We start from the raw sequence: 19,131 nt of genomic DNA, 5'->3' as shown, positions 1-19,131 counted from the left end.
AAAAAAAAGGATAAGCAGTTTGCAGAAATGGAGTTTCACATGGAAATCAGAGACTTAGAATACTTTATAGAGGTAGCGAATCATAAAAATTTTACAAAGGCAGCGCTGCAAGTTCATTTGTCACAAACGGCTTTAAGTAAAGCCGTCAAAAAAGTAGAAAATGAACTAGGATTTGAGCTTCTTGACCGTTCAACAAGAGAATTAAAGCTAACCGATGCAGGAGAAGTCGTGTATCATCAGGCAACTAAAGCGCTGTCGGTGTTAAAAGACATGCCTCACTTGTTGGGCGATTTAATGAACTTGCAAACAGGGCAAATCAAGATGGGAATCCCTCCGCTCATCGGGACCTTGTTTTTCCCGAAGATTGCAAAAGCATTTAATGAACAATACCCTAAAGTATCTCTAGAGCTTATTGAATTTGGAGCAAAAAAAATTGAAGCCCTTGTGGAAGAGGCTGGTGTAGATATGGGGATTGTTATGCTTCCTCTCACAAGCGGTCATGATGAGCATTTTCACGTATACCCGTTCGTTAAGGAGAGATTCCTTTTATACGCCCATAAAAACCATCCTTTAGCGAAACGTTCTTCCGTCTGGATGAAAGAATTGGAGCATGAAAAATTCATTATGTTCAGTGAAGAATTTACGCTGCACGACCGGTTAATTCAAGATGCTTTAAAATCAGGATTTGTGCCTTCTATCGCATATAAAAGTTCTCAATGGGATTTAATTATTGAATTAACAGCAGCAGAACTAGGTATTGCTATTTTACCCGAATCGCTTTATGCCAAAGTGAAAGATTCCAATATTATTACGGTACCTATTGCAGATCCTGAAATGATGTGGGAACTTGGAATTATTCTGTTAAAAGAACGCTACAGTTCATTCGCTGTAAGAGAGTTGATTAATTTTCTGACAGCAAAAAAAATAACAAATAAGTTGGACGCAAATTAAATAGAGGCTGGGAGATAACGAAATCAATCCACAGCTAGAAGCACCTACGCCTACACACATGAAATTTACGTTCACTATCACCATGAAAAAATCCGACCGAGGAATCGAGATTCTCCATCAAGAATTTGAATTCATCGGTCGGATTTCCCTTCAACAAAACTACTTTTGTCCCAGCCTCTTTATATGTAACACGAGTTCTGTCATTCAACAATCCCTACAATGAATCCATCATAGCCTTTGCTTCCAACGGTTTGTATAGCCGTGGCGCTGATTCGTTTTTCTTGAGCCAGAGCATCCATAAATTGTCGAATTCCCTTTACATTTTCATCTTCACTTTCTGAGTTCACCACATGCCCTTGACGAACAACATTATCACAAATAATCGTACTTCCTCGTTTCGATAATTCTAGAGCCCACTTTAAGTAATTTGGGTTATTCGGCTTGTCAGCATCAATAAAGATAAGATCAAACGGCTCTGTTCCCTTATCCTTTAATACAGCTAATGTATCAAGCCCGGGGCCGACAATGACTTCTACTAAGTGGCTTACTCCCGCTCTTTTTAAATTAGCTCGTGCTACTTCTGCATGCTGAGCGCTTAATTCGAGCGTAATCAGCTGTCCGTCTTTCGGAAGAGCTCTGGCTAGCCAAATCGTGCTGTACCCTCCAAGAGTACCAATTTCCAAAATGCGTTTAGCCCCTTTTAATGAAGCTAACAAATGCAGAAACTTTCCTTGACTAGGCGATACGTCGATGGCAGGTAATCCAGCCTCTTGATTTGCCTTCAATACCTCATCAAGAATAGGGTCAGGTTGTATGAGCTTATCATTCATATAAAGATCCACTTCATTCCAAATTTCATATATAGACATTTCCATACTCCTCCACATAAGTGATAAAAGCTTTATTATTCAAAGATACGAATATGTTTTTCTCATATTCAGCTTGTTGCCGTAATCGTTCGTATTATGAATGTGTTCTAGCTCTCTAATAAACTATCCTGCTCGCTCTTAAAAAGAATTGTTATATGTCCATAAAAAAAAGACCTTCAGAGAGGTCTTTTTTATCTTTAAATAATCGTAGCTCAATCCGTAAAAAATAGCCGGTACCTTTCTACCGGCTATTTTCTAGAAGACATCTTATTATCCGTTATGACTGAACTTAAATACTATCGGTGTACGTTCTGTTTCTATTTTCCAAATCATGTGATGATATCCTTTGCTCCAGTAATCTTTTACTAAGTAATCGGGAATTCCAAATATGTTTTTCCATACTTTCTGAGCATTCTTGTATCCGCTATCCAAACAAATTTTTTTAATTTCTCTGCTTTGAAGCGTAAGCAGCATAATATGTATAAGCAGTGTTCCTACCCCTTTTCTTTGGTACTTTGGATGAACAAAAACTGTGCCGATTTCAATCCATCCTTGCAGCTCCCCTTTTGTACACGCCATAATTAATTCACTAACAGGGCCATATTCAATGCAGCCAATAATCTTATTGGTGCACGTATCTATTCCGAGCCAAAAGAATCGACATTTCCCATCGCTATCAAGGTCACTTTTTAAATATTGTTCTTTACTTTCAATTTCTATTTGTATATCGTTCACCATGTCAGATAGCCCCTCTCTATGAAAGGTATCTGTGATCACTTCATTAAAAAGCTCGTGGAGTTCTGCGCTGTCCTCTATTTTTGGTCTTCTTATTTCAATATGATTCAATGTTCATCCCTCCTGATTATTTCACTGCCAAATATGAAGCTTTACTTTTATTATTTATCAATATATGTTGATAATCCTTTTCTTTTTCTACAGTTTTCCCAACAAAAAAAGCACGAGAAGCTTTAAGTTCTCGTACTTTTTTATAATATGGATTCTGCTTTTCTATTGGGAACTGTTAATACTGATTCACAAAGCTCTGGATTTTACATACGAATTCAGAAAGATTCTCCTTTATCTCTTTGTCCTCTGTTTTCGCTACTTGCTCTTGTATGGCATCAATCATTAAACGTGCTCTTTTAGGATCTATAGAGGCCGGCTGGCTGCTATTATTTGATAAACTCTTCAAAATTTGATTAGTCATTTTGTTTTTATCATGAATATAAAATAACATTTGAGGAACTTGATTAATTAACAAATTTACATACCTGCGAAACTCCTCTATCTCATATAATTCTCTTGAAGTACCTTTAAAGCCATCAACGGAAAGCATAAGACTCTGGTAGCCTTTATCACTGCGTTGATTAAGTGCTTTAATGACTTTTAAAAATCGATCGAACTTTAGATAACGTATTTCGTCTTTCTTTAATTCTAAAAATTCAATTTCTCCTTTTTCTAAAAAAGAATCTTTGATAAGACTATTATCATTCATATACATTCTCTCCCTACTAATTTATTAGTTGCAGAGCTTGTTTTGAATTCATTTGTCTATCGTTTTAATAATTGTTTACCTCTTTTAGGACCGTTTTAAAACCTTTATTTGTAAAACGCTTACATAAATGTTCTCAATTGCCTGACGCGTTGATGGAACCCTATTTATTATCTGATAAATGACGAATGAAAAAGAGCTCCTTTACAGAAGCTCTCTTTTTAAGATTATAGGGATGCTGATAACTTTATATCTTATTTGCCTCTTTTAATACTGCTAATAAGTATTCCCATGTCTTAAGAGTAGACGGAATGCTCAGGTGTTCATCAGGTGTATGAACGTCGTACATATCGGGTCCGAGCGAAATGGCATCTAATCCAGGGATTTTTTCTAAGAAAATACCGCATTCAATTCCAGCATGGATGGCGATGATCTCCGCCTCTTCACCATACTTTTCTTTGTAAACCTTTTTACATAATTCGCGAATTTTTGAATCTCCATTGTACGCCCATTCAGGATAATTACCTTTTGTTTCAACTCTTCCCCCGACTACCTGAGCAAGTATGCGCACTTGACTTACTATTTTTTCTTTTAAGCTTTTTACTGAGCTGCGAATTTCATTTTGAAAAACAACCTCAGATTCTGTCGTCGTGATCACACCTAAGTTGGTAGAAGATTCTACTAATCCTTCAATATTCATACTCATGCTTTGAACGCCGTTTGGTGTTAGCATAATAGCTTGTACAATTCGTTCTGTCGTTTCTCTTGTAAAACATTTCTCAACGGAAGAAAATTTGTTTATTTTTACATATACGCTCGGATCAGCCGCTTGTAATTCATTTTTTACTATTTCGTTCCACTCACGAATCTTATTTTCTAGCTTTCCTACCTCAGAAGGCTCAACTGATAGAATTGCTTCTGATTCACGGGGAATTGCATTTGATTTTAATCCTCCGCTAATGCTGCTTAAAGAATAGGGAAGTTCTTGTTGTAAATCATATAAAACTCTCCCTAGCAGTTTATTCGCATTTCCTCTTTCTTTGTCAATTTCCATTCCGGAATGTCCGCCGCGCAGTCCTCCGATGCTTAAGCTATATGTTTCTGAGTTATTGGAAGACGACTCCCAGTTTATAGGAATACGAAGCACGCCTTTTACCCCGCCTGCGCTGCTGACAAGGAGCTTTCCGTCCTCTTCTGTATCAAGGTTAATAAAGATTTTCCCTTCAAAATAAGCTGGATTTACAGCAATGGCTCCGCCCATAGTCGTTTCTTCTTCAGTGGTAATGACTACTTCAAGAGAGGGGTGCGCTATATTTTGAGCGTCTAGTAAAGCTAGTGCATATGCAACGGCAATCCCGTTATCAGCTCCTAGCGTAGTACCATTTGCATAAAGCATATCTTCAACAATTCGCAGTTGAAGCGGATCTTTTTCAAAGTCATGGACAGTTCCTTTATTTAACTCGCATACCATGTCCATATGTCCTTGCAAAATGATAGCTGGAGCATGTTCATATCCTTTAGTTGCCGGCTTTTTAATGATTACATTTAAAGCTTCGTCTTGGATAACCTCAAGGCTTCTTTCTTTTGCAAAAGAAACTAAATAGTTACTAATTTCTTTTTCATTTCCAGATTCTCTAGGAATAGCTGAGATTTCGTTAAAGAAATAGAAAACCGGATGTTTAATTAATTCATTTACTGTTTGCACCATATGTATCATCCTTTCTAATCTGTACGCTTTTTTATCCTACTATTTATCTTGACAGTAGAAATAGCATATGAGGCTTTTTTTATGTATCGCCTAGTTATATTTTAACGTTGATTAACTCAATAGAATAGATATAACCTAAAAAAGCATAAATGAGCCCGTTGGACTCATTTATGCTTTTAATGATTTGTTCTATTTTTATTGAGCTGTATATCCGCCGTCCATTACTACCGCTTGACCAGTTACACCTTTTGCTTTATCACTCGCTAAGAAGATAGCGTAGTCAGCAATTTCGCTCACGTCTAGTAATCTTTTTTGAGGGACTAAAGGATAAATAACTTCTTCAAGAACGCTTTCTAATGGTACGTTTCTTGTTTTAGCTAAACCATCTAACTGACCTCTCACTAGTGGTGTATCCACATAACCAGGACAAAGTGCATTAACCGTAATACCGTGTGCTGCACCTTCAAGAGCAGCTACTTTTGTTAGCCCAATTACACCGTGTTTGGCACTGTTATAAGCTGCTTTGCCTGCAAAACCGATTAAACCGTTGATAGAAGAAACGTTAATAATACGTCCGAACCCTTGTTTTTTCATAATCGGAAATGCGTGCTTAATCGCCATAAATGGAGCTGTTAGCATAATTTTAATCATTAACTCATACTTTTCAGTTGGAAACTCTTCGATTGGAGAAACATGCTGCAAACCAGCGTTGTTAATGAACGTATGAACCGCTCCAAAATGTGCGTTTGCTGTTTCAATTAAATGTTTGATTTCTTCTTCTTTTGTTACATCCGCTTTGACACCAAGTGCTTCGAATCCAGCTTCACGAAGATTTTGTGCTGCAACTTCTACGGCAGTTTGATCAATATCAGATAACACAATTTTCCCGCCGTTTTCAGCGAATCGTTTACCTATTTCAAATCCAATTCCTCTTGCTGCTCCTGTGATTACAATTACTTGATTTTCAACCATGTGTATTCTCCTCCTGTTTTTAAATAATACCGGCTGCCGCTAATGCGACTCCTGCAAATAAAGCGATTGTCGGGATGATAAATGCAACAACAAATACGTCTTTATACGTTTCTTTATGCCGAAGACCAGTTACAGCTAATAGCGTTAACAACGCACCGTTATGCGGTAAAATAGATGCACCTGACGCAACGCTTGCAATACGGTGAAGCGCATCGGCGCTTAAATTCGTCGTTTGAGACAAGTGATACCACGTATCTCCTAATGCTTGAAGCGCAATACCCATACCACCGGATGCTGAACCCGTGATCATCGCTAGCACTTGAACGCTTAACGCTTCTGAAACGAGCGGATTACTCGAAATGTTTAGTAGTACGTGCGTGACATCTTTAAACTCTGGAACTGCTGTAATAACCGAGCCAAAGCCTACTGCTGCACTCGTGTTAATAACAGCCATTACGGATCCTTTTGCTCCTTCATTTATAGAAGAAATAAACGTCTTATAGTGTTTGAAATTAATAAGTAAAATAGAAAAAATACCAATTAATAATGATACGATAGGCTCCCATTTTAAAACGTTTAATGTCACGACAACGATAATCAGCGGTAAAATAGCTAACATTACATTCATCGAGTCCTGCTCTTCACTTGCGGCAACCGATGATTCATTAGGCTCAGTAAACCCTTGATTTTTAGCTTTTAATTTTTTATCGCGATAAGCTAACCATAAATAGCCTCCCACTGCCATAATAAGACCTGAGACAATTCCAATAATCGAACCGGACATTGCATTGGTTTTAAATGTAGCAGTCGGAATCAGATTTTGAATTTGAGGCGTACCTGGAATCGCTGTCATTGTAAATGTAAATGCTCCGAGTGCAATGGTTGCTGGCAGTAAATTTCGCGATACGTTAGCTTCTCGAAATAATGCGATTGCTAAAGGATAAATCGCAAAGACAACAACGAATAAACTGACTCCGCCGTATGTCAAAATGGCTGAAGCAATCAGCACCCCTAAAATGGCTCTTTTACTTCCAAACAATTTAGCAATGCGCTGCGCTAGCGACTTAGCTGCGCCTGTATCTTCCATTAGCTTTCCAAAGACGGCTCCTAATAAAAAGATGGGGAACCATTTTGCAGCGAAATCTACAAACCCTCCCATATACACATCTGTATAAGTAGGCAGTACTTTTAAACCGCTAAAATAAGCAACAAACGTAGCGACAACAGGTGCCACCCAGATAATAGACCATCCTAGATAAGCAAAAAACATCAACAATAACAATCCTACAATAATAACCACACGGTAACCTCCTTTCCTTTTAATACATATACATAATGGATTATTTCACAACACAACAAGTTTACACCCGTTAGTTTTATAAGTAAAATGAATAAAAGGAATCAAAACTATGAATAAAAGTCGTAGTTTATTTAAAAATTCACACTCAATTATTTTTTTCCTATAATTTCACTTTGAGTAGAAGCTATAAAATATACTTCCTTCTTTTTTCCTTGTACAAGCTAAGTTTTTTTCTGTTATATCCCGCGCTCTTCCTTTATTTTCTTTTCTCTTATAAGTTTTTCCGAACATATAGATGGGTATTTGAATGTTATGACACAGAAAAAGAGGCGATCTTATGCTACACTTCATAACAGACTTACTGAAACAATTTGGAATTTGGGGACTTTTAAGCGGACTGGCCATTGAGGCTTCCTCCCTGCCGTTTCCTGGTTCTCTTCTCACCCTTACCTACGGATACTTATTAAACATGCACATAGTGAAATTATTATTAATCGCTCTTGCAGGAAGCGCCGTTTATACAGCTTTTAGCTTTATACCGTATGGGATAGGCTATAAATTAGAAGATAAGGTAAAGAAAAAATTATCAAAAAAGAAAAAAGCATTTGAGAAATCGCAAAAATGGTTTAAAAAATGCGGATTATGGAGTATTGCGATTGCTCGTCCTTTAGGGCTCGGCAACTACATTTCTTACCTTTCAGGGCTATCTAAAGTAAAACCTATGCCGTTTGCTCTGCTCACATTTCTTGGTATCTTTCCTTTGAATATTGCCATGCTTTGGCTAGGACAAATCGGAAACTTTAAGTCCATTCAGTCTTTTATCTCAGATGCACAAACTTATATTCTAATTGCAGCGGTAGTGGCTGTATGCGGATTTTTAATTTATAAGTTCTATTTTAAAAAGAGCAGCTGCAGCGAACAGTCTAGTTCAACTTAAGATTAAGAATATAAAAAAAGACCCCGAGGGGTCTTTTTTTATTAAATAGAAATAACACCTAAGATTAATGCAGCTAGTGTCATCACCGCCGTAGTTCCTAGCGCCCACTTAATTAAAAATCGTTGCAAATCACTAAATTCAATTCCTACCATTCCAATTAATAAGTGAGCTGCTGCTACCAAGGGACTTATCACGTGAACAGGTTGTCCTAAGATAGCAGCTCTTCCAATTTCAGCTGCGCTAATGCCATAACTTTCGGCAGCTTGAGCAATAATCGGCAATACGCCAAAATAAAAAGCATTATTAGACATAAAAAATGTAAAAGGAGCACTTAAAAATGCTACTACAACTGGCAAAAAAGGGCCCATTGCATCTGGAATTATTCCTACAAGTGTATTTGCCATAGCATCAATCATCTTTGTTCCAGACATAATTCCTGTAAAAATACCTGCTGCAATAACAATTGAAACGACGGCTACCGCATTATTTGCATGAGATGAAATTCGCTGCTGTTGATCTTTGATGTTTGGATAATTTATTAGTAATGCAATAGCGAATGCTACCATGAACAAAAGCATCAGCGACATGAAGTCCATAATTAAGCACACCATAAGACTAACGGTAAGCAGAAAATTAAACCATACTAACTTAGGACGTCGATAGTCTGAATATTGCACTGTTCCCTCTACTTCATGTGCGTGTGCAATTTCATTTGCAGAATGTTTAATATTGATAACTCCTAATCTTTTTCTTTCCCTTCTTCCAAGTACAACAGAAACAAACAGCACCCATAGAAGCCCAAAACCCATTACAGGTATCAAAGGCAAAAACAACTGAGATGAATCCAAATTTAATGAACTCATAGCCATAGCAGAAGCACCTCCCCACGGAGTCATATTCATAACTCCCATAGATAGCATCGCTACTCCTGCAAGGATAAGTGGATTCATTTCTAAGCGTTTATATAGCGGAAGCAAAGAAGAAACCGTTATCATATATGTAGTAGTTCCATCCCCATCTAAAGCAACCATCATTGAAAGCACAGCAGTTCCTACAACGATTTTTAGAGGATCTCCTTTTACAACCTTTAAAATGAATGAAACAAGAGGGTCAAACAATCCTGAATCAATCATCAACCCAAAATATAAAATAGCAAATAAAATCATAATAGCTGTAGGCGCAATGTCTTTTACACCCTCGAGCATCATAGGTCCCATTCCACTAGCAAAACCGCCTATTAGACCAAATATGATGGGGATAATGATAAGAGCAACCATTGGGGTAAGTCGTTTTGACATAATTAAATACATGAAGACTGCAACCATTAAAAATCCTAATAAAGAAAGCACAGATATTTTTCCTCCTTTTTTGATAACGTTTTCATTTTTATTTGCTACACGTTACTAAAAAGGTATCACTTGTTGAAGCTGGTTCATAGATAACCAACATAAGTTTAATATCTTTTATAAAAGTAATTTTTTTCATTTTTTTCATGCATCATTTCTACATAAAAACGAGATAGCGGATAAAAACCCACTATTTCGTTTTTATGTAAGATTAGTTACTCGATATTTCCGTTCGGGCCTCCCTACACTTCCATACACTATTTCAACCTGCATTTCCTTACACGATACTAAATACTCTAAATACCTTCTCATTGTTGAATAACTGATACCGACTAATTGAGCAAACTCATCTACATTCAAGCTTTCCTGAACTTTGCAAACTTTATCTCTTACCAAACGAAGAGTATGTTTATCAATACCTTTAGGAAATGCTGTTACTGCAGCCGCTGATTGATTGCGGCGACCATGATGTGTTCTAAATAAATGGTCTATTTTGTCTTGATTAATCATTTTATTTTCAGTTAATTCTATTCTCGTAGACTGATAATGTTTTAAAGTAGATAAAAATTTATCAATAATTACAGGTTTCACCAAATAACCAAACGCTCCGCCTCTTATTGCTTCTCCTACTGTTTCAACATCATTGGCTGCCGTTATTAAAATAATGTCGATTCCTCGATACTTCTTTCTAATTTCCCATAGCAGTTCTACTCCATTGATATCTGGCAAAAAGACATCTAATAAAATTAATTGCGGTGTAAATATTGTCAGTAATTCTAAAGCCTGTTCTCCAGATCCTGCTGTCGCAACAACAGTGAAATGCTCTAGTTTCTTAGTAAATTGTTCATAAATTTGTGCAGCTGTAGAATCATCTTCTATAATCATGACATTAATTTGATTTTCAGTCATATCGATTCTTCCTTTTCATTATTTAATAGCTTTGGGATAACTAATGTGAATCTTGCTCCCTGTAACATACTTTTGCTTATGTATAGTTCACCTTTAAGCAACTCTACAGATCTTTTAACAATGGTCAATCCAATCCCGTGATTTTCACCTTTTTTCGTTGTGTAACCATCTATAAAAATCATATTTTCTACTTCTTTTGATATCCCTTGTCCATTGTCTTCAACTTCAAAAATCAGGTCGTTTCCTACATCTGTAAAAGATACCAGCACGTTCCCTTTATGTTCTCGCACAGCCTCGAGCGCATTATCAATTAAATTCCCCAAGATGGAAACAACGTTTTTTGCCTCTTCGATATCTAAAGTACTTGTTAAGTTACTATCTTGATCAATTTCTAAAGTGACGTCTAATTCTTTCGAACGATTGATTTTCCCAAGTAAGCAGGCAGCAATCAAAGGATCCTTCACAGAAGACATTAAAAAAGAAAGAATATCTTGGCGTTCCTTTACCTCTGATGAAATCATTTGCATGACATGCTCATATTTCTTTAACCTTAATAACCCGTAAATCACGTTCAGCTTATTTAAAAATTCGTGATTTTGAGCGCGTAAATTATCAGAGAACATTTTAATTTTAGAAAGCTCTTCAGTCAATTCTTCAATTTGTGATAAAGTTCTTATGGTAAGAACGATACCTTGCACTTCTTTTTTTCTTACAATAGGAGATAAATCTAAAATATACTGCTGACCATCTAGTAGAAGGGATTGGTTAGAATACACGCATTGCTCTTCTATTGCTTGATCAATTAGCTGTCCTAAACGGGTGTTCTTTATCTCTCCTCCTATTGCTAAATGAAGGTTATCAAAGAGCTCTCTAGCCCTTCTATTCATCGACGTTACATATTTTTCGACATTTACAGTAACAGTAGCATCTCGAATAGATTCAAGGGTAGCCTCTTTTTCTTTAAAAAGAAAGGAAATTTCCTCTGGTTCCAGTCCAAATATTAGTCTTTTTACCCGCCTTGCAATGAAGAAAGCTCCAAATGCTCCAATAAGAAAAGGAATACAGGACAATTTAATAATTTTTATTCTATAATCATTAATCTGTTTTTCTATATTGCTTACAAGAAACCCTACCGAAGAAACACCTATAACGTTTCCTTGGCTATCCCATATGGGGGTTTTGGCTTTAATTGCAAATCCTGAAATTCCTTTTCCTTTATAAATAATGGATTGATGCTTCTTTAAAGAAGCTTCATTGCTTGTTTTGGTATATTTTCCAATGTAACTACTATTGGGATGAGAATAGCGTATTCCTTTATCATTGGCGATGGTGACGTAATCTGCCCCTGTGGTTTTTCTTATTTTTTCAGCAACAGGTTGGATGTGCTCAGAAGGATTTTTCTGCTTAAAAGCTTTTACAATCATTTTATCTTCAGAAGCTAATTTTGCTACTGTCATAGCTTGATTACCTACATATTTTTCAACAATTTCATCTACCATTGCAGAAAATAAGATGCATACAAGGACGGTACTAACAAGAATAACTACAGTGATGAGTAATGTAATTTGGGCAAGTAAGCTAAGTCTTCTATTCACGTAAAGAGAACGCATACATTCCTCCTTTTAAGGAATTGATAATGAAATAAAATACCGTCTTTTGTTTTAAGTTTAGCATAAAAAAAGGAAGTTTAGCACCAAACTTCAAATGTTTATAATCAGACTGATAAAGGGAAAAATAAATCGAATAAACGCTTGACTTAAAGTATACTTTAACAATTATAATCAATTCGAAAACATCGCAAATGGAGGAATTAACATGAAATATACAGTAATCACTGGCGCAAGTTCGGGAATTGGATATGAAACAGCTTTAGCTTTCGCAGCGCGCGGAAAAAACCTTATATTAGCTGCACGTAGAGAGGACAAGCTGGATGAGTTAAAAGGAAAGATTGAAAAACTGAACCAAGATGTAAATGTTATTATCCAGTCGGTTGATTTATCCGTGGCAGAAAATGCTCACACGTTTTATGAGTCGCTTAAAGAATATGAGTTAGAAACATGGATTAACAATGCTGGATTTGGAAACTTTGCTTCTGTCGGTGAACAAAAATTAACTAAAATTGAAACAATGCTTCACTTAAATATCGAAGCCTTAACCATTCTTTCTTCTCTATTTGTAAGAGATTATGAAAACGTTGAAGGTACACAGCTCATTAATGTCTCTTCTGGAGGCGGCTACACCATTGTTGCTGATGCAGTCACTTATTGCGCAACAAAATTCTATGTAAGTGCATTTACAGAAGGTCTTTCTCAAGAATTGAAAGGAAGAGGATCAAAAATGCAGGCTAAAGTTCTAGCTCCGGCGGCTACTGAAACAGAATTTGCACAGCGTTCGATGGATATGAGTGATTTTGAATACGAAGGACGAGTACCTAAGTTTCATACGTCAAAAGAAATGGCTGCTTTTATGCTGGACCTTTATGATAGCAATAAAACGGTAGGGCTTGTAGATGGCGTGACTTACGAATTTCAATTAAAAGATCCTATCTATCCATATGCAGACAGAGCGACAAGTTCAGATTCTTAAACAGAAAAGCACCCTTTTAGGGGTGTTTTTTTATGGACTCTTGAATGGATATCTTGTTTATGTGATGAAAATGCTTAAAGATAGTCGTGTTCAAACTCGACTTATACTTGCACTCTTTATTTCCTGATTTTTGTTTCACTTTTTTGCACATACTAACCGAACGGAGGTGACGAAAATGGGTACAAAAAAATCTGCTAACCGAGGTCAAGTAGCTCCTGGTGTTAACCCTCAAGGGCACGGAAAAGATGTTGAATTTTCAACAGAACCGAAAAGTGAACTTGAAAACAAAGCGAAAAAATCAAATACAAAAATTTAACTAAAAAGGAGAAGGTTCCTCTTCTCCTTTCTCCCCCTCTTAACTGCTTTCCTACATACACTCCCCAGGTCGTTTACTTCTTTCTGCTTCTTATAAAACTGTATCAATAGTATAAAAAAGTATACTATACAACAAAAATGTGCGTACTTGTTAGGATGAATTATATGATTTATGATAAATCTGCAAACGGATTTTACGACAAATTGTATGTTAACTGACTGTTAGTTGTAAGCTATACAGGGTATAGATTACTCTGAACAGTTCATCATTAAATATTTTTACAGAAAGGTTGTTTACACATGAACAATACAGATAAGAAACAAGAAATTTTAGACGCATTTAACTTTCGTCATGCTACAAAAGAGTTTGATCCAGCGAAGAAAATTTCCGATGAAGATTTCCAATTCATTTTAGAAACGGGGCGCTTATCTCCAAGCTCAGTAGGTTACGAGCCGTGGAAATTTTTAGTCGTTGAAAATGAAGATTTAAAAGAAAAATTAAAAGCTGTTTCTTGGGGAGCACAAGGCCAAATTCCTACAGCAAGTCATTTTGTTATTATTCTTTCTCGTACAGACGCAAGATATGACTCTGAATATGTGTTAAATCTTCAGAAAAACGTAAAAGAAATGCCGGAGGATGTATTAGAGACATTAATGCCTCGTTACAAAGATTTCCAAGAAAATGATTTTCACTTGTTCGAAAGCAAGCGAGCACTATTTGATTGGGCCAGCAAACAATCTTATATTGCACTAGCTAATATGATGACATCAGCTGCTCAAATTGGCATTGATTCTTGCCCAATTGAAGGGTTTAACTATGACCAAGTACATGAAATTCTAAAAGAAGAAGGATTACTAGAAGACGGCAAGTTTGATGTTTCTGTTATGGTTGCGTTCGGCTACCGTATTCACGAACCTAAACGCGAAAAAACAAGAAGAAGTATGGATCAAGTTGTACAGTGGATCAAATAATAAACCAAAAAAAGAAGAGGTGACGTTGCTCACCTCTTCTTTTTTATATCTTTATATGCTGCTATAAAATCACCAGGATCGGTGTGTATGGTATAAGCGAACATTCCTTGATTTGTATGTAAGTATAAAAAGCCGCTTTCTTTTGAAACGCATTTGTAAGAGATGTCAAATACGCTGTTAATGTGAAAGGACTCATTCTCTGTTTCAATATTATCAGTATATAAGCACATGTCTTTTGAATGCTGAATCGTCACTTTTTTTGTTCGTTTTATTTTTCTTTCAACGTATGTATAAGGAATCATAGAAATAATGCTCATAGCACAGCTCCCCTTCTTTATGAATATTTTCCTTTTGGAGCATAAAATATCTCGTTAACAAAACTCTATCACTTACCAAAAAACAATTCCAGAAATACTCTTTCTGGAATTGTTTTTAAGATTGTTGCTCTTTATTTTCTTCATCTTTGCAAAAGTCGATATTACTGTTTGTCATAGAGGCAATAGCAGGAGAGCCATTTCCAAACGAAAAACAAGCTCCTACCGATTTTGTATTGGCCGTGTGACTATTTTGTACAACACAGCCTACGCTTACATTTGAATTGTCTTTTAACCCGTTAGTCACGATATTCTCAATGTTAATAATACATCCCATTTTACCACCTCTTTCGTTTCTATTAACGTATGTCATCTCTGTATATATGTATAGGATGTTCGCCTATTAATGATAAGTTGTTTGCTGCAAAATAGAAAAAAGAATCTTCGTATACCCTTTAAACAGAGAAGACACTCAAATGATGTCTTCTCCTTAAGTGAATTTAACTTTTCACAGCTTTTTCCCAGTCTGATGCGAACTTTTCAATTCCTTGTTCTGTTAACGGGTGTTTTACTAATTGTTCAATTACAGCATACGGAATGGTCGCAATATGAGCCCCAGCAAGAGCTACTCGTGTGACGTGATCTGGGTGTCTGACTGACGCTGCTATAATTTGTGAGTCAATGTGTTGAATTCGAAATAGCTCGGCAATTCGAGATACCAGATACACACCGTCTTCTGAAATATCATCTAAGCGTCCTAAAAATGGCGATACGTATGTCGCACCAGCACGGGCTGCTAGAAGCGCTTGATTCACTGTGAAAATTAACGTTACGTTTGTTTTCACGCCTTTTTTAGCTAGATAACGGGTTGCTTCCAATCCAGCAATGGTCATAGGAAGTTTAATTGTTATATTTTTGTCTCCTCCGTTAATTTTTATAAGCTTTTCTGCTTGCGCAATCATGTCTTCTGCTGTTACTGTGTCGGGGGTGACTTCTGCTGAAACGGATTCTACTTCCGGGACGGTTTTTAAAATTTCTTCGATGCGATCTTCAAACTTTACGCCTTCTTTAGCTACTAGCGAAGGGTTTGTGGTAACACCTGATAATACCCCGATTTTATATGCTTTTTTAATATCTTCCAGGTTAGCTGTATCAATAAAAAATTTCATCATGTATTCCTCCACTCGTTATGTTAAAAACAGCTTTTCAGGGGCATTTTTGCATAACTTTATGTTCAAATGGAATTGCCCTCTTCATATTGTCTTCATAAAATAAAATTTATTTCCTTTCAAATGCTGTATGTTTTTCTCCAAGTTTTCCCTTCTTTAAACTCATCTGAATAACTTCTATTTGTATGTATCATACTAATGATGTTGAAAAACCTCTCATCTACTCAACTAAAAAACCTCCAGCATTTATGCTGAAGGTTAAGATACATTCTACTCTTAATTTTTTAGTCCTCTATAGCGAGCTGTTTTTAATTCTTGAACGTAGGGTTCAAAGTCCGGCATCTCTACAGCTCTCGCCAATTCGATTGCTTTTTCAATATCGTATGGAATACGCACAAATTGAATAGAAAATGCTGAAGGACTTTCGCCTTGATCCTTTCCTTCTAAGATAAGATAGGAAGCTTGTGGTAAATCAAGCGGGTTTCCTACACTTCCTACATTACACAGCGTTTTCCCTTTAATATGTTGAATAAATGCATTATGTACATCTCCGTAACAGATGACATCCGGTTCTCTTGATCCTTTTATATTTTCCGTATATTCCGTATTAGCAAATAGACTAAGGCGCTTTTCAAGTGAATCCCAGGGTTGAATTCGGTCATAAAGACTTCTAGGTGAAGCGTGAAACATTCTAATTAATTTCCCGCTCATCATAAACTCAACAGAAAAAGGAAGTTCCTTTAAGTATGCTTCTTGGTTTGAACTTAACTTCTCTTGATGCCATTTTAACGCTTCAAATTCCGCAGGCTTTGTAATGAAGTCATCCCAGTTCCCCATTACTGTTACTTCGCACTTTTCTTTTATGATATCAATTGCTTTACTTGAATCCGGTCCTTTTCCTACTAAATCACCTAGACAAATGATGCGATGGATATCTCGTTGTTGTATGTCAGCTAAAACTGCTTCTAATGCAGGGAGATTTCCGTGGATATCTGAAATAACAGCAATTTTGTCCATTGATTCCTCCACTCCTTTTTCATATGTATGTATTCAAGCCTTTTCTTTATTATAACATTTTATGATAAGACCGTTTACTAAAACGGGTCCTCTTCATTTAACAAACAACGGCATAATTCGAATGGATATAAAAGGGAGGAATAAGAAGTGGATTTTTATGGATTGGGAAGAAATCTATCTTCCTTATTTATTAACATAAAATAAAGGAGTACTGTAATATATTTATACGAGTACTCCTTTATTGGTAGTTAGGTAGTATAGAGAGTCGCCAGATACCTCATTTATCTTGCGACTTTTGGTTTATAGCTTATTGAACACCAACTGCGTCAAATGACTTGCCTACTGAAATTACTTCTTGAGAGCCTGAACCGTATAAATCAGCAGCAGCTTGTACTAAACCTGCACGCGCTTGGCTGAACGTTGTAGACTGAGTGAAGTATAGCGTATTGGCACGGTAATAAATTTTTCCTAGCTTATCTCCGCCGATGCCTGTTACAGTAACTCCGTAATGAGTTCCTCCGTTAGCTAGCAAGTAGGCAGCTTTGTTGATAATACCGCTATTTGTATGAACCCCGCCGTTGTCACTAGAACCTGTATAGCGCTTTGAATAATGATCCGGATCTCCGTATTTCGCTGGGTTGCTCATTGAACGAAGTGCATCGCCGCTTGTTCCAGGCGTATAAATATCCTCTCCAATTTCCCAATCTGGATTTCGGTTGTCATAGTATTCTACCAACGTTCCGAAAATATCGGAAATCGCTTCGTTTAATGCACCTGATTCATATTGATAGATTAAATTAGAACTTCTTTCTGTCACCGCATGCGTCAATTCATGTCCGATAACATCTAATCCTCCTGATAGCGGAACAAAAGTAGTTCCATCTCCATCTCCATATACCATTTGAGAGCCATTCCAAAACGCATTGTTGTAGCCGCTGCTATAATGAACAGTCGATTTTAGCGGAGCTCCTGCATTGTCATAGGAGTTGCGGTTAAATTTGTTTTTATAATAATCATATGTCACGCCTGCATAATAGTGAGCATCTACTGCAGCTGCATCGCGAGTTGCATTGTACGTATTATCGGTATCGGCCCATAGCGTACCCGGAAGAGATGTACGATTTTTTGCATCGTACGTATAGATTGTAGCGCCTCTTGTATTATCTTGTAAGTAGTAAGTAGAACTAGATAACGTTGTCTTTAAGGATTTAGTATCTCCAAGAACTCCTTTACCTGAGCCAATAGCATTTGTGCCTGTTACAGGTTTCGCTGCCGGCTTTGCCACTTGCTTCACGTCGGCTTTTGGACCAGCTACGGAATCAATTGTATTGTACTTATCCAGTACTTTACCGCTAGTAGCATCAACAAAGTAATAATAGTTGCCTGGTTCAGGATTTAAGAAATTTAAATTTACTACATAAGCATATGTAGTGGCTGAACCATTTTGATAAATATACAGTTCAGATGAAGGAGATTTTTCATACGTCGGCTTAAAGCCTAAGTCTTTTTCAGCTACTTGAATCGCCTTTTTGCTGTCAAGTTGCTTTTGGCCTTTTAGCTTTTCCTTTTTATCTAAATCAGGAGCTACTGTACCTGATACAACTTTTAAGGTTCCATCTTTCGCTACGTGTGCTAATTGAGTAGATCCCCAAACGGGAATATTATTATATACTTGCTGCAAGCGTACCACGGTTGCTTGTTCAATAGGATCTTTCACCACTTCTGTCACTTTAAATGAGTTTTGAGCATTTTCGTTTCCTAATTTATATTTGTCTTTATTTGTATTCATATAGTGAAATACGACGTCTTGAGCCTTCTGCGATGACGGGCCCGAGAGCTTTCCGGAAATAAACTCAGGAGATTTAATTTCTTTGTTATACTTTTCAGTTGAAAGTACATTATTTGGCGCAGCACTGCTCGTATGTGCAAAAGCAAATGATGAAGAAAGAATACCAACTGATAATAATAACTTTAAAGCCTGTTTTTTCTTTTTCATAGTTTTTTTCTCCCTATCCCTAGTAAATTTAATTACCTCAATTTTTCTGTTAATTGCGATAATTAGCAACATTATAGCAACTAAAAATTACTACGTCTATATATTATTTCAATATTACTATTATTATGAAAATTAAAAATAAGTCCTCTGCAATAAGTCTTTTTTACCTATTTAAACTATATGAAAATCATTTATGTTGATTCTCATACAAGTAAAATAATTCTTCTAGCCAGCTGATAAAAACTAGTAGGATAGGTAGCGTTATTCGCTCTTACTGT

Annotated in this window: 19 protein-coding genes; 5 read left to right on the top strand and 14 right to left on the bottom strand. The window is 36.5% G+C overall.

All coding sequences use genetic code 11. From position 1 onward, the window contains the following. Positions 1-39 precede the first annotated feature (39 nt). A complete protein-coding gene (locus ACMX9J_RS02580; protein WP_416225381.1) occupies positions 40-951 on the top strand; it encodes a LysR family transcriptional regulator in 912 nt (303 codons plus the stop codon). Positions 952-1,151: 200 nt separating this feature from the next. On the opposite strand, the gene ACMX9J_RS02575 is transcribed toward ACMX9J_RS02580, so the two are convergent. From ACMX9J_RS02575 to ACMX9J_RS02550, 6 genes are all read right to left on the bottom strand, one after another. After that, positions 1,152-1,838 carry an O-methyltransferase gene (locus tag ACMX9J_RS02575; RefSeq protein WP_034266120.1) on the bottom strand — a complete coding sequence of 229 codons (687 nt, stop codon included), beginning with the start codon at positions 1,836-1,838 and terminating at the stop codon, positions 1,152-1,154. Positions 1,839-2,090: 252 nt separating this feature from the next. Beyond that, positions 2,091-2,666 (bottom strand): GNAT family N-acetyltransferase, encoded by a 576-nt coding sequence (locus ACMX9J_RS02570; RefSeq protein ID WP_028413360.1) that lies wholly within the window; start codon positions 2,664-2,666, stop codon positions 2,091-2,093. A gap of 175 nt (positions 2,667-2,841) precedes the next feature. Next, complete coding sequence (locus ACMX9J_RS02565; RefSeq protein ID WP_416225380.1) at positions 2,842-3,315, bottom strand: hypothetical protein; 474 nt, start codon at positions 3,313-3,315, stop codon at positions 2,842-2,844. 244 nt (positions 3,316-3,559) lie between these two features. Then, positions 3,560-5,020 carry an aminoacyl-histidine dipeptidase gene (locus ACMX9J_RS02560; RefSeq protein ID WP_048020937.1) on the bottom strand — a complete coding sequence of 487 codons (1,461 nt, stop codon included), beginning with the start codon at positions 5,018-5,020 and terminating at the stop codon, positions 3,560-3,562. Between the two features lie 195 nt (positions 5,021-5,215). Next, a complete protein-coding gene (locus tag ACMX9J_RS02555; RefSeq protein WP_416225379.1) occupies positions 5,216-5,992 on the bottom strand; it encodes a 3-hydroxybutyrate dehydrogenase in 777 nt (258 codons plus the stop codon). A gap of 19 nt (positions 5,993-6,011) precedes the next feature. Beyond that, positions 6,012-7,292, bottom strand: coding sequence for a GntP family permease (locus tag ACMX9J_RS02550; protein ID WP_014460118.1), 1,281 nt, complete (start codon positions 7,290-7,292; stop codon positions 6,012-6,014). 337 nt (positions 7,293-7,629) lie between these two features. On the opposite strand from ACMX9J_RS02550, the gene ACMX9J_RS02545 reads away from it, so the two are divergent. Then, complete coding sequence (locus ACMX9J_RS02545) at positions 7,630-8,229, top strand: DedA family protein (RefSeq protein ID WP_014460120.1); 600 nt, start codon at positions 7,630-7,632, stop codon at positions 8,227-8,229. A gap of 41 nt (positions 8,230-8,270) precedes the next feature. Here ACMX9J_RS02545 and ACMX9J_RS02540 read toward each other — a convergent pair whose 3' ends face one another. From ACMX9J_RS02540 to ACMX9J_RS02530, 3 genes are all read right to left on the bottom strand, one after another. Further along, a complete protein-coding gene (locus ACMX9J_RS02540) occupies positions 8,271-9,578 on the bottom strand; it encodes a CitMHS family transporter (protein ID WP_034266108.1) in 1,308 nt (435 codons plus the stop codon). Positions 9,579-9,776: 198 nt separating this feature from the next. Then, positions 9,777-10,484, bottom strand: coding sequence for a response regulator (locus tag ACMX9J_RS02535; RefSeq protein ID WP_034266104.1), 708 nt, complete (start codon positions 10,482-10,484; stop codon positions 9,777-9,779). Continuing rightward, complete coding sequence (locus ACMX9J_RS02530; protein WP_416225378.1) at positions 10,481-11,941, bottom strand: ATP-binding protein; 1,461 nt, start codon at positions 11,939-11,941, stop codon at positions 10,481-10,483. Before ACMX9J_RS02530 ends, ACMX9J_RS02535 begins: the two co-directional genes overlap by 4 nt. 358 nt (positions 11,942-12,299) lie before the next feature. On the opposite strand from ACMX9J_RS02530, the gene ACMX9J_RS02525 reads away from it, so the two are divergent. The 3 genes from ACMX9J_RS02525 to ACMX9J_RS02515 all read left to right on the top strand — a co-directional run bounded on the left by ACMX9J_RS02525 (position 12,300) and on the right by ACMX9J_RS02515 (position 14,357). Beyond that, positions 12,300-13,070, top strand: a complete 771-nt coding sequence (locus ACMX9J_RS02525) for an SDR family NAD(P)-dependent oxidoreductase (RefSeq protein WP_063248012.1) — start codon at positions 12,300-12,302, stop codon at positions 13,068-13,070. 175 nt (positions 13,071-13,245) lie between these two features. Beyond that, on the top strand, positions 13,246-13,386 hold the full coding sequence (gene sspL, locus ACMX9J_RS02520) for a small, acid-soluble spore protein L (RefSeq protein WP_013057030.1): 141 nt from the start codon (positions 13,246-13,248) through the stop codon (positions 13,384-13,386). 299 nt (positions 13,387-13,685) lie between these two features. Continuing rightward, positions 13,686-14,357 (top strand): NAD(P)H-dependent oxidoreductase, encoded by a 672-nt coding sequence (locus tag ACMX9J_RS02515; RefSeq protein ID WP_047750986.1) that lies wholly within the window; start codon positions 13,686-13,688, stop codon positions 14,355-14,357. Between the two features lie 29 nt (positions 14,358-14,386). On the opposite strand, the gene ACMX9J_RS02510 is transcribed toward ACMX9J_RS02515, so the two are convergent. From ACMX9J_RS02510 to ACMX9J_RS02490, 5 genes are all read right to left on the bottom strand, one after another. After that, a complete protein-coding gene (locus ACMX9J_RS02510; RefSeq protein WP_028413366.1) occupies positions 14,387-14,674 on the bottom strand; it encodes a hypothetical protein in 288 nt (95 codons plus the stop codon). A 115-nt stretch (positions 14,675-14,789) separates the two neighbouring features. Further along, a complete protein-coding gene (locus ACMX9J_RS02505) occupies positions 14,790-15,008 on the bottom strand; it encodes a spore germination protein (RefSeq protein ID WP_028413367.1) in 219 nt (72 codons plus the stop codon). Positions 15,009-15,171: 163 nt separating this feature from the next. Continuing rightward, the gene (gene fsa / locus ACMX9J_RS02500) at positions 15,172-15,840 is read right to left on the bottom strand and encodes a fructose-6-phosphate aldolase (RefSeq protein WP_028413368.1); all 669 of its coding nucleotides are present in this window, start codon (positions 15,838-15,840) and stop codon (positions 15,172-15,174) included. Between the two features lie 276 nt (positions 15,841-16,116). Further along, positions 16,117-16,857 (bottom strand): metallophosphoesterase family protein, encoded by a 741-nt coding sequence (locus ACMX9J_RS02495; RefSeq protein ID WP_028413369.1) that lies wholly within the window; start codon positions 16,855-16,857, stop codon positions 16,117-16,119. Between the two features lie 307 nt (positions 16,858-17,164). Next, the gene (locus tag ACMX9J_RS02490; RefSeq protein WP_416225377.1) at positions 17,165-18,853 is read right to left on the bottom strand and encodes a M4 family metallopeptidase; all 1,689 of its coding nucleotides are present in this window, start codon (positions 18,851-18,853) and stop codon (positions 17,165-17,167) included. Positions 18,854-19,131: the final 278 nt, after the last annotated feature.

This window comes from Priestia sp. RMT2NF4 (assembly GCF_047872835.1).
GTDB classification, from domain to species: Bacteria; Bacillota; Bacilli; order Bacillales; family Bacillaceae_H; genus Priestia; species Priestia zanthoxyli.
Note: the sequence above shows the minus strand (reverse complement) of the source record. Positions and strands in the feature narration are given on the sequence as shown.